Below are 12,141 nucleotides of genomic sequence, written 5' to 3' on the forward strand. Positions count from 1 at the left end.
AATACAATGAACGTCACATTCTCTGTTTACAGATACAACCCGGATGTTGATAACGTCCCGTACATGAAGGATTATCACCTTGATATTCCTGAGGGTTCCGACATGATGGTGCTCGATGCACTGATCCAGCTGAAAGAGCTGGATCCCACCCTCGCCTTCCGCCGCTCCTGCCGCGAAGGGGTCTGTGGATCCGACGGCGTCAACATGAATGGCAAGAACGGTCTTGCCTGCATCACCCCGCTCTCCGATCTCTTGAAGAAGGGCAACAAGGTCGTCATTCGCCCCTTGCCCGGCCTGCCGGTGATCCGAGATCTCGTGATCGACATGACCCAGTTCTACACCCAGTGGGAGAAGGTCAAACCCTTCCTCATCAACGATGAGAAACTGCCGCCCGTGCGTGAGCACCTGCAATCCCCCGAAGAGCGCGCCAAGCTGGATGGTCTGTACGAGTGCATTCTGTGCGCCTGCTGCTCCACATCTTGCCCCTCCTTCTGGTGGAACCCGGACAAGTTCATCGGCCCAGCCGGTCTGCTCGCCGCCTATCGCTGGCTGGCGGACAGCCGCGACACCGCGGCTGCCGAACGTCTGGGTAACCTGGACGACGCGTTCAGCGTGTTCCGCTGCCACGGCATCATGAACTGCGTGAACGTCTGTCCCAAGGGCTTGAACCCGACCAAGGCCATCGGTCAGATCAAGTCGATGCTGCTCAATCGGGCCGTGTAGTACCAGGGCCGGGCGTCACACGCCGGGCCTGACCTCTGGATAGCCATCCAGCCACATGCAGGATGGCTATTTGAACCCTACAAGCTGCGCTGCAGCGAACAAGATGTACAAGGGATAGAAATGCATAACGGCGTGATGAAGGCCTGGTTGGAGTCATCTCACCTGGCTGGTGCGAATGCAAGCTACATTGAGGATTTGTACGAATCCTTCCTGGAAAACCCCGACTCCGTCGCCGACGAGTGGCGCAGCCTGTTTGAACAGCTGCCCCAGGTCAATGGTCATGCGGTCGACCAACCCCATTCCCAGGTTCGCGACTATTTCCGCCGCCTGGCCAAGGACACCTCCCGTTACAGTGCCCCCGTCAGCGATCCCCAGGTGGATGCCAAGCAGGTGCGGGTACTGCAGCTGATCAACGCCTTCCGTTTCCGTGGCCATCAAAACGCCAATCTGGATCCGCTCGGCCTCTGGGATCGTGAAACCGTTGCCGAACTGGATCCCGCCTTCCACGGTCTGCAAGGGGCCGACATGGAAGCCACCTTCAACGTGGGTTCTTACGCCATCGGGCGCGAGACCATGGTGCTCTCGGATCTCTACGCCTCGCTCAAGAAGACCTACTGCAGCAGCATAGGTGCCGACTACATGCACCTCACCTCCACCGAGGAGAAGCGCTGGCTGCAAGACAGGCTCGAATCCATCGAAGCCCACGGCAACTACAACCTGGAGGAGAAGACCCGTTTCCTCGAGAGTCTGACTGCCGCCGAAGGGCTGGAAAAATACCTGGGGGCCAAGTTCCCCGGCGCCAAGCGCTTCTCCCTGGAAGGGGGGGATGCCATGGTGCCCATGCTGAAAGAGTTGATCCGCCGCGCCGGTGAGCAGGGCTGCAAAGAAGCCGTCATCGGCATGGCCCACCGGGGCCGCCTGAACGTGCTGATCAACGTGCTCGGCAAACGCGCCCAGGACCTGTTCGACGAGTTCGCCGGCAAGCACGGCGAGTCCTGGGGCACCGGGGACGTGAAGTACCACATGGGCTTCTCCTCCGACTTCGCCACCCCGGGTGGCAACGTCCACCTGGCGCTCGCCTTCAACCCGTCGCACCTCGAGATCGTCAACCCCGTGGTCATCGGCTCCGTGCGTGCCCGTATGGACCGCCGCGGCGACAAGGATGGCTCCAGCGTCCTGCCCATCACCATCCACGGTGACTCCGCCATGGCGGGGCAGGGTGTGGTGGCCGAGACCTTCAACATGTCCCAGACTCGCGCCTATGGCGTCGGCGGGACTGTGCGCATCGTCATCAACAACCAGGTCGGTTTCACCACCTCCTACATCCGTGACCTGCGCTCCACCGAGTATTGCACCGACATCGCCAAGTCCGTGCAGGCCCCCGTGCTGCACGTCAACGGGGATGACCCGGAAGCCGTGGTACTGGTGACCCAGATCGCCCTGGATTATCGCAACACCTTCAAGCGCGACGTGGTCATCGAGCTGGTCTGCTACCGTCGTCACGGTCACAACGAGGCGGACGAGCCGAGCGCGACCCAGCCCTTGATGTACCAGAAGATCAAGCAGCACCCGACCCCGCGCAAGATCTACGCCGATCAGCTGATCGCCGAGGGCAGCATAGCCCCCGAGCTCGCGACTACCCTGGTCAACGAGTACCGCGACACCCTGGATCGGGGGGAGCGGGTGAGCAAGGAGTGGCGCCCCATGGAGCTGCACTCCGTGGACTGGACGCCCTATCTGGGTCACGACTGGGCCATGCCCTATGACAGCACTGTGCCCATGGATCACCTGAAGTCACTGGGTGAGCGCATCAGCCAGTACCCGGCGACCCATGTGCTGCAGCGCCAGGTCGAGAAGATCTACGAAGACCGCCGCCTGATGGCCGCCGGCGACAAGCTGGTGGACTGGGGCTTTGCCGAGACCCTGGCCTACGCCACCCTGGTGGACAAGGGCTCCCGCATCCGCTTCACCGGGGAAGACTCCGGCCGTGGCACCTTCTTCCACCGCCACGCCGTGCTGCACAGCCAGACCGATGCGAGCACCTATACCCCGCTGTGCAACCTGCACGACGAGCAGGGGCCGTTCGAGGTGTACGACTCCGTACTGACCGAGAACGCGGTACTGGCGTTCGAGTACGGCTACGCCAGCGCCGAGCCGGCCGGCCTCACCATCTGGGAAGCACAGTTCGGCGACTTCGCGAACTGTGCCCAGGTGGTGGTGGATCAGTTCCTCTCCTCCGGCGAGCAGAAGTGGGGCCGGATGTGTGGCCTGACCATGCTGCTGCCGCACGGTTACGAAGGGCAGGGCCCGGAGCACTCCTCCGCCCGCCTCGAGCGCTATCTGCAGATGTGCGCCCAGCACAACATGCAGGTGTGCGTGCCGTCCACCCCGGCCCAGGTGTTCCACATGCTGCGCCGCCAGGTGGTGCGCCCCATGCGCCGTCCGCTCATCGTGATGACGCCCAAATCCCTGCTGCGCCACCCGCTGGCGGTGAGCAAGCTCGACGAGCTGGCCGAAGGGACCTTCCAGAACGCCATCGGCGAGATCGATGCGCTGGATCCCAAGGCGGTCAAGCGCGTGGTCTTCTGCTCCGGCAAGGTCTACTACGACCTGCTCGATGCCCGTCGCAAGGCCGAGCAGCAGGACGTGGCCCTGGTGCGGATCGAGCAGCTCTACCCCTTCCCGGAGGAAGAGGTGCGCGCCATCCTGGCCGACTACGCCCATGTCACCGACTTCGTCTGGTGTCAGGAAGAGCCGCAGAACCAGGGCGCCTGGTACAGCACCCGTCATCACTATGACAGCGTGCTGCCAAGCCATGCCCGCCTGCGCTATGCCGGTCGCCCGGCCTCGGCTTCACCGGCCGTCGGCTACATGTCCGTCCACACCAAGCAGCAGAAAGCCCTGGTGGAAGACGCCCTCACGCTGGAATAAACGAGTCATGGATGAGAGGGGTGCCAAACCCCTCTCTGAGCTGGAACAAGCCTGCTGGCCAAGAAGTAAACAAGGAACTGAATAGATGACTATCGAGATCAAGGTACCGGACCTGCCCGAATCAGTGGCAGATGCCACCATCGCGACCTGGCACAAGAAACCGGGTGATCTGGTTGCCCGTGACGAAGTACTGGTCGACATCGAAACCGACAAGGTCGTGCTGGAAGTCCCGGCGCCGGAAGCCGGCGTCCTGGGGGACATCCTGCAGGCGGAAGGGGCGACCGTGCTCTCCCGTCAGCTGATCGCCATGCTCAAGGCCGCCCCCGTGGCCGGTGAAGAGACCAAGGAGAAGCCGGTGGAAGCCGTGGCCGACGACAGCACCGACGGCATGAGCCCGTCCGTGCGCCGCCTGGTGGCCGAGCACTCCATCGACGTCGCCAAGCTGACCGGCACCGGCAAGGGTGGTCGCGTCACCAAGGAAGACGTGGAAGCCTTCATCAAGAATCTGGGCAAGGCCCCCGTGGCTGCGCCGGTCGCCGCCGCTCCCGTGGTTGCCGCTCCGGTGGCTCCGCTGGCCGGTCGCACCGAGAAGCGTGTGCCCATGACCCGTCTGCGCAAACGCATCGCCGAGCGTCTGCTGGAGGCCAAGAACACCACCGCCATGCTGACCACCTTCAACGAGATCAACATGGCGCCCATCATGAAGCTGCGCAAGCAGTACGGCGAGATCTTCGAGAAGAAGCACGGCATCAAGCTCGGCTTTATGTCCTTCTACGTGAAGGCGGTCGTCGAGTCCCTGAAGCGCTACCCGGAAGTGAACGCCGCGCTGGATGGGGATGACATCGTCTACCACAACTACTTCGACGTCAGCATCGCCGTCTCCACTCCCCGTGGTCTGGTGACCCCTGTGCTGCGCGATTGCGACAACATGAGCCTGGCGGACATCGAGAAGGCCATCAAAGACCTGGCCGGCAAGGGCCGTGACGGCAAGCTGACCGTGGACGAACTGACCGGCGGCAACTTCACCATCACCAACGGCGGCGTGTTCGGCTCCCTGATGTCCACCCCCATCATCAACCCGCCGCAGAGCGCCATCCTGGGGATGCACAAGATCCAGGACAGACCCATGGCGGTGGACGGCAAGGTCGAGATCCTGCCGATGATGTACCTGGCCCTCTCCTACGACCACCGCATCATCGACGGTCGCGAGTCCGTGGGCTTCCTGGTCTCCATCAAGGAGCTGCTGGAAGATCCGACCCGTCTGTTGCTGGATGTCTAAGGGCAGTGGCCGGATGGGCAAGCCCCGGGCTTGGCTAATCCGGCCATGCAACAGGATGTCCGAGGGGCGGGGGAGGTCGGCCCTTGCTGGCAGACGCCCCTGCCTTCGAGTACCCGAGCGAAATCAGAAAGATAACCGGGGCCCCCGAGGCCCTTTCACAGGGGATTGAGAAACACGAGCCCCGGACGGAAATACCTACAACACGGATAGAGCATCTATGAATCTGCATGAATATCAGGCAAAACAGCTGTTTGCCGAGTATGGCCTGCCGGTCTCCGAAGGTTATGCCTGTGCTACCCCGCAGGAAGCGGCCGAAGCGGCCGACAAGATTGGCGGCAACACCTGGGTCGTCAAATGCCAGGTCCACGCCGGTGGCCGCGGCAAGGCGGGCGGCGTCAAGCTGGCCAAGAGCAAGGACGAGATCCGTGCCTTCGCCCAGAACTGGCTCGGCAAGAACCTGGTGACCTATCAGACTGACGCCAACGGTCAGCCGGTCACCAAGATCCTGGTGGAATCTTGCACCGACATCGCCAAGGAACTGTACCTCGGCGCCGTGGTTGACCGTGGCTCCCGCCGCGTGGTCTTCATGGCCTCTACCGAAGGTGGCGTGGACATCGAGAAGATTGCCCACGAGACCCCGGAACTCATTCACAAGGCAGCCATCGATCCGCTGGTAGGCCCGCAGGCTTACCAGGCGCGCGAGCTGGCCTTCAAGCTGGGTCTGGTCGGCGATCAGATCAAGCAGTTCACCAAGATCTTCATGGGCCTGGGCCAGATGTTCCTGGATTGCGACTTCGCACTGCTGGAGATCAACCCCCTGGTCATCACCGACAAGGGCAACCTGCACTGCCTGGACGGCAAGATCAACATCGATGCCAACGCCCTGTACCGTCAGCCCAAGCTGCGTCAGATGCACGATCCCTCCCAGGATGACCCCCGCGAAGCGCACGCCGCCCAGTGGGAGCTGAACTATGTGGCGCTGGATGGCAACATCGGCTGCATGGTCAACGGCGCGGGTCTGGCCATGGGTACCATGGACATCGTCAACCTGCATGGCGGCTCACCGGCCAACTTCTTGGACGTCGGCGGCGGTGCCACCAAGGAGCGCGTGACCGAGGCCTTCAAGATCATCCTGTCTGACAGCAAGGTTCAAGCCGTGCTGGTCAACATCTTCGGCGGTATCGTGCGCTGCGACATGATCGCGGAAGGCATCATAGGTGCCGTCAAAGAAGTCGGGGTGAAAGTGCCCGTGGTGGTGCGTCTGGAAGGCAACAACGCCGAACTGGGTGCCCGTAAACTGGCCGACAGCGGCCTCAACATCATCGCCGCAACGAGTCTGACTGACGCCGCGCAGCAAGTGGTCAAAGCCGCGGAGGCCAAATAATGAGCGTTCTGATCAACAAAGACACCAAGGTGATCTGCCAGGGCTTCACCGGCGGTCAGGGTACCTTCCACTCTGAACAGGCGATTGCCTACGGTACCCAGATGGTCGGCGGCGTGTCCCCGGGCAAGGGTGGCACCACCCACCTGGGCCTGCCGGTGTTCAACACCGTCCGTGACGCCGTGGAAGCCACCGACGCCACCGCCTCCGTCATCTATGTGCCGGCCCCGTTCTGCAAGGACGCCATCCTGGAAGCCATCGATGCCGGCATCAAGCTCATCGTGACCATCACCGAAGGCATCCCGACCCTGGACATGCTGCAGGTCAAGGTGAAGCTGCAGGAAACCGGCGTGCGCATGATTGGTCCGAACTGCCCGGGCGTCATCACCCCGGGTGAGTGCAAGATTGGCATCATGCCAGGTCACATCCACAAGCCGGGCAAGGTAGGCATCGTCTCCCGCTCCGGCACCCTGACCTACGAAGCGGTCAAGCAGACCACGGACGAGGGCTTCGGCCAGTCCACCTGCGTCGGCATCGGTGGCGACCCCATCCCGGGTTCCAACTTCATCGACATCCTGGAGATGTTCCAGAAGGATCCTGCGACCGAAGCCATCGTGATGATCGGCGAGATCGGCGGCAGCGCCGAGGAAGAGGCGGCGGCCTATATCAAGGCTCACGTCACCAAGCCGGTGGTCTCCTACATCGCGGGTGTCACCGCCCCGGCTGGCAAGCGCATGGGTCATGCTGGCGCCATCATCGCCGGTGGTAAAGGCACGGCCGCAGAGAAATTTGCCGCCCTGGAAGATGCCGGCGTGAAAACCGTGCGCTCCCTGGCTGATATCGGCAAGGCCCTGCGGGAAGTAACCGGCTGGTAAGTCAGCCTGTTATCTCTGATAGAAAATGCCGCCTTTTAGGCGGCATTTTTTATGGTGAAGTAGTTTAGTTAGTGATACCCATGTGTAAAAACTATTAAAATAGCTTAACTATTTACAACTACGAACTTGGTTCAATTAACTTTAGGTGCGAATATGATTCAAGGGAAAGTAATGTTAAATACGATGCCAAGTAAACATCGTAAAAACATTCAAGACATTTGTAATGGTTGGATCGAAGCTTTGCAGAGATATGAAAATAGTTATCCTGGATGTGATTCAATACATTGGTATAACGAACGAGCCTGTATCGGTGCGCTCTCGGCAGGGATTTGGATTAAAGGTGGTATAACTCTGGAGGAGTATCAGTCGACAAAGCTCATAGGCAGCAAAAAGGATAGCCTTCCAAAATATGGGCGAGTAGATTTGTATTTTCAAATTAATAGTAAGAGAAACAAAAAACCTTCAACATTAGTAGCAATATGTGAAGCTAAGCTACGTTGGCTATGTACATCCAAAAGAGCAAAAAAACAAGTCATTGTAGATCGAATTAAAAACACTCTTAACAATGCAGCAAAGGATAGTGAAAACTCGTTTAATGGTGGTAATGAACACATAACACTTGCTGTAAGTTTCTTTCCTACATACAGGAAAGGTGATGCTAGTGAGGATATTTTTGTCTTTATTGAGGAAACTCTTGAAAGTCTGGACTCAAAATGGAGTGAGGGTCGAGCTATCGCTAAGTTCACAACTAGTATGGATTTAAAGTCTTCGAACGAAAATATATGCAATGAAATATATATGGTGGTCGACTATAAAAACATGCGAAGATAAATTTATCCTCCATGAAAAATATGTTTTTTGTTATCCGTATAGACTGATAAATGGGTTGTTAAAAGTTGGATGCAAGAGGTAGTTCAAGGTAGGGTAGTTAATCGTAAACATTGTGTTTTATTAGACTGTGAATAATTGTTCTCTCTCTTCTATATGTTAAGAGTAACAGATTGGCGGTCTTGTTTTATTGATGCCTTTGATAAAGGTATCACTATCTGGTGTTGTTTTTCTATTTATAGATTTTTGTGCTTTTGTTTGAAAATATTTTTGTCCGCATCACCATTCTAATTTAGGCTTTACCATGAAAATATGCCTGCTTCCAGGTAGATAATATCCCGTGAATCTGCATTGCCACGTTCGATTATCTCAATCAATCCGCTTACGGATTGCATCGGTGGGGGGGCATTTTGGTGAAGAGTGCCCGGGGGGAACCGAGATCACTTTTATACCCATGTCCTCCAAGTCATCTGTCATGCAGAACTATAGGTTCGATTAGCGAAGCGTAATCGGACGTTCGCGTGACTGGACCTCATAACGAACAAGAAATCCATCTCGCATGTTGGACTGTACAGGCTCAGTCACAACCTACATGAAGTGGTCGGTTGTGACTCTGTAGCGCGAAGTCCAGGTTTGCCACAGACAGCCGCCAACCTTGAAAAATCGGGCCAAAAAGCGTATAACCACGCGCTTGTCAGTGTATTGAGTGAGCCAATTTTTATGCAGCAGAGTGAACCCGTGCAGACAGCCCCCTTTTGGCAGGTAAAGAGCCTGCAGCAGATGACCATGAGTGAGTGGGAGTCCCTGTGCGATGGCTGCGGCAAGTGCTGCCTGAACAAGCTCATCGACGAGGACACCGAGGAGTTGGTGTTCACCAACGTCGCCTGCAACCTGCTCAATACCAAGACCTGTCAATGCTCCGACTATGGCAACCGCTTTAAAAAAGAGCCGGACTGCCTGCAGATCACGGTCGACAAGATAGCCGAGTACGACTGGCTGCCGTCGAGCTGTGCCTATCGCCTGCTGGCGGAAGGGGATACCCTGCCAGCTTGGCATCCGCTGATCACCGGCAGCCGCAGCGCCATGCACCAGGCCGGTCAGTCGGTGCGCGGTAAGGTAGTCCACGAGGCGCAGGCTGGCGATTGGGCCGACCATATCATTACTTGGGCGAGCTAGGCCTCAAACCGCCATTTGTCGCTGACTGAAGGATCAGGGGAGTGAGACTTCGCTGTCCCTGTTGTTTTTGGCATATAAATGATCAGTTTTCTGCGATATAGGCAGTGTAACGTCTTGTTGCGAGACAGACGCAGCGCCGGGTTCTGAGAGGTCGCCTCTAACGCCGCCAGTCCCCGTTCAATTGCATCCGGACACAAGGGGGCAGCAGAGTCATACTCTGCTGCCCTTGTTGCTTTCTGGCCCCTTCTCGCGATGTCTGTGACATCCCTTCACCCTGACCCTCTCCCAAGGGGAGAGGGAAGGGATTCAGGTTCTGATGCAAAGTCCGTGGCGGCCAAGCACGGTTCTGCTCTGCTTGTCTGAGCACCTGAGCACCTGAGCACCTGAGCACCTGAGCACCTGAGCACCTGAGCACCTGAGCACCTGAGCACCTGAGCACCTGAGTGCTTGTGAGCGCATCAGTGCATAACGTGCAGGAGGGGAGTAGAGAGGGGTGTGATGGAGGCCAATGTCTGGCAGAGCCTGCGGGTCAAAGCCAGTGAGCCAGCGGGCCTGGAAGGTGGGAAGCGGCTTGCACAGCGGCAAACAGCCATAAAAAAACCGGCGCCTGGGCGCCGGTTTCTGTTCACCGAGACTCGATTACAGAGAGGCGGTGAAGGTACGGGTGATGACGTCTTGCTGTTGCTCCTTGGTCAAGGAGTTGAAGCGAACGGCATAACCGGATACGCGGATGGTCAACTGCGGATATTTTTCCGGGTTTTCCATGGCGTCCAGCAGCATTTCACGGTTCATCACGTTGACGTTCAGGTGCTGACCACCTTCCAGGTTGGCTTCGTGGTGGAAGTAACCATCCATCAGGCCAGCCAGGTTGGCTTTCTGGGCTTCCATGTCTTTACCCAGGGCGTTCGGTACGATGGAGAAGGTATAGGAGATACCATCTTTGGCGTAGGCGAACGGCAGCTTGGCGACGGAAGTCAGTGAAGCAACGGCACCCTTCTGGTCACGACCGTGCATCGGGTTGGCACCCGGGCCGAACGGTGCACCGGCACGACGGCCATCCGGGGTGTTACCTGTCTTCTTGCCATACACCACGTTGGAGGTGATGGTCAGCACGGACTGGGTCGCCACGGCGCCACGGTAGGTGTTGAGCTTCTGGATCTTCTTCATGAAGCGCTCGACCAGGTCACAGGCGATGTCATCGACGCGAGCGTCGTTGTTACCGAACTGCGGGTACTCGCCGTCGATCTCGAAGTCGATGGAGACGCCATCGGCATCACGTACCGGCTTGACCTTGGCGTACTTGATGGCAGACAGGGAGTCGGCCGCAACAGACAGACCGGCGATGCCGCAAGCCATGGTGCGATAGACGTCACGGTCGTGCAGCGCCATCAGGGAGGCTTCGTAGCTGTACTTGTCGTGCATGTAGTGGATGATGTTCAGGGCGGCGACGTACTGCTTGGCCAGCCAGTCCATGAAGTGATCCAGACGGTCCATCACGTCGTTGTACTCGAGGTACTCGGACTTGACCATTTCGGTCTTAGGACCGACCTGGATCTTCAGCTTCTCGTCCATACCGCCGTTGATTGCATACAGCATGGTCTTGGCCAGGTTGGCACGGGCACCGAAGAACTGCATCTGTTTGCCGACGATCATCGGGGACACACAGCAAGCGATGGCGTAGTCATCGTTGTTGAAGTCCGGACGCATCAGGTCGTCGTTCTCGTACTGAACGGAAGAGGTCTCGATGGATACCTTGGCGCAGTACTTCTTGAAACCGACCGGCAGCTTCTCGGACCACAGGATGGTCAGGTTCGGCTCAGGGGACGGGCCCATGGTGTACAGGGTGTTCAGCATACGGAAGCTGTTCTTGGTGACCAGGGTGCGGCCATCAACGCCCATACCGGCCAGGGTCTCGGTGGCCCACATCGGGTCGCCGGAGAACAGTGAATCGTATTCCGGGGTACGCAGGAAGCGAACCATACGCAGCTTCATGACCATGTGGTCCATCAGCTCCTGGGCTTCTTGCTCGGTGATCAGGCCCTTCTTCAGGTCACGCTCGATGTACACGTCCAGGAAGCTGGAGGTACGACCGAAGGACATGGCGGCACCGTTCTGGGACTTGACCGCCGCCAGGTAGGCGAAGTAGGTCCACTGTACGGCTTCTTTGGCGGTCTTGGCCGGTACTGAGATGTCACAGCCATATTTGGCAGCCATCACCTTCATCTGGGCCAGGGCACGGTGCTGCTCGGAGATCTCTTCGCGCAGACGGATGGTGGCTTCCAGGTTGACACCGTTTTCCAGATCGGCCTGCAGGGACTTGAACTGGGCCAGTTTGTCGGCCATCAGGAAGTCGATACCGTACAGGGCAACACGGCGGTAGTCACCGATGATACGGCCACGGCCGTAGGCATCCGGCAGACCGGTGATGACGCCAGACTTACGGCAGTTCAGGATGTCCTTGGTGTAGACATCGAACACGCCCTGGTTGTGGGTCTTGCGGTATTCGGTGAAGATCTTCTCGACCATGGGGTCAAGTTGACGGCCGTAGACTTCGCAGGAAGTCTTGACCATCTTGATACCGCCGTTGGCGATGATGGCGCGCTTGAGCGGCTTGTCAGTCTGCAGACCGACGATCTGCTCCAGGCTCTGGTCGATATAGCCGGCATCGTGAGCGGTAATGGTGGAGGGCAGGTCGGTATCAAAATCGACCGGCGCGTGAGTGCGGTTCTCGATCTTGATGCCTTCCATGACCTTGTCCCACAGCTTGGTGGTGGCTTCGGTCGCGCCAGCCAGGAAGGACTCGTCACCTTCATAGGGGGTGTAGTTCTTCTGGATGAAATCACGGGTGTTGACAGAGGTCTGCCATTCACCGGCTGCGAAGCCTTCCCATGCTTGTTGGAACTGTTCGTTAAGTTCTGCCATTTTCATTACCTCTCAAGGTATTTATG

Annotated in this window: 8 protein-coding genes; 7 read left to right on the top strand and 1 reads right to left on the bottom strand. The window is 58.2% G+C overall.

Features of this window, described 5'->3' with window-relative positions; genetic code table 11:
* Positions 1 to 6 precede the first annotated feature (6 nt).
* From ACT5M9_RS21510 to ACT5M9_RS21540, 7 genes are all read left to right on the top strand, one after another.
* A complete protein-coding gene (locus ACT5M9_RS21510; RefSeq protein WP_457979001.1) occupies positions 7 to 723 on the top strand; it encodes a succinate dehydrogenase iron-sulfur subunit in 717 nt (238 codons plus the stop codon).
* 120 nt (positions 724 to 843) lie between these two features.
* The gene (gene sucA, locus ACT5M9_RS21515) at positions 844 to 3,654 is read left to right on the top strand and encodes a 2-oxoglutarate dehydrogenase E1 component (protein WP_438549467.1); all 2,811 of its coding nucleotides are present in this window, start codon (positions 844 to 846) and stop codon (positions 3,652 to 3,654) included.
* A gap of 85 nt (positions 3,655 to 3,739) precedes the next feature.
* A complete protein-coding gene (gene odhB / locus ACT5M9_RS21520; protein ID WP_457978999.1) occupies positions 3,740 to 4,933 on the top strand; it encodes a 2-oxoglutarate dehydrogenase complex dihydrolipoyllysine-residue succinyltransferase in 1,194 nt (397 codons plus the stop codon).
* Between the two features lie 217 nt (positions 4,934 to 5,150).
* Positions 5,151 to 6,317, top strand: coding sequence for an ADP-forming succinate--CoA ligase subunit beta (gene sucC / locus ACT5M9_RS21525; RefSeq protein WP_106886993.1), 1,167 nt, complete (start codon positions 5,151 to 5,153; stop codon positions 6,315 to 6,317).
* Positions 6,317 to 7,189: a succinate--CoA ligase subunit alpha gene (gene sucD, locus ACT5M9_RS21530; RefSeq protein ID WP_457978996.1), complete on the top strand. Its 873-nt coding sequence runs from the start codon at positions 6,317 to 6,319 to the stop codon at positions 7,187 to 7,189. Before sucC ends, sucD begins: the two co-directional genes overlap by 1 nt.
* Before the next feature lie 153 nt (positions 7,190 to 7,342).
* On the top strand, positions 7,343 to 8,020 hold the full coding sequence (locus ACT5M9_RS21535) for a hypothetical protein (protein ID WP_457978994.1): 678 nt from the start codon (positions 7,343 to 7,345) through the stop codon (positions 8,018 to 8,020).
* 717 nt (positions 8,021 to 8,737) lie between these two features.
* Positions 8,738 to 9,193, top strand: coding sequence for a YcgN family cysteine cluster protein (locus tag ACT5M9_RS21540; RefSeq protein ID WP_457978992.1), 456 nt, complete (start codon positions 8,738 to 8,740; stop codon positions 9,191 to 9,193).
* Positions 9,194 to 9,832: 639 nt separating this feature from the next.
* Here the strand turns inward: ACT5M9_RS21540 and pflB are convergent.
* Complete coding sequence (pflB, locus tag ACT5M9_RS21545) at positions 9,833 to 12,115, bottom strand: formate C-acetyltransferase (RefSeq protein WP_457978990.1); 2,283 nt, start codon at positions 12,113 to 12,115, stop codon at positions 9,833 to 9,835.
* Positions 12,116 to 12,141: the final 26 nt, after the last annotated feature.

This window comes from Aeromonas sp. AE23HZ002T15, from assembly GCF_054165525.2.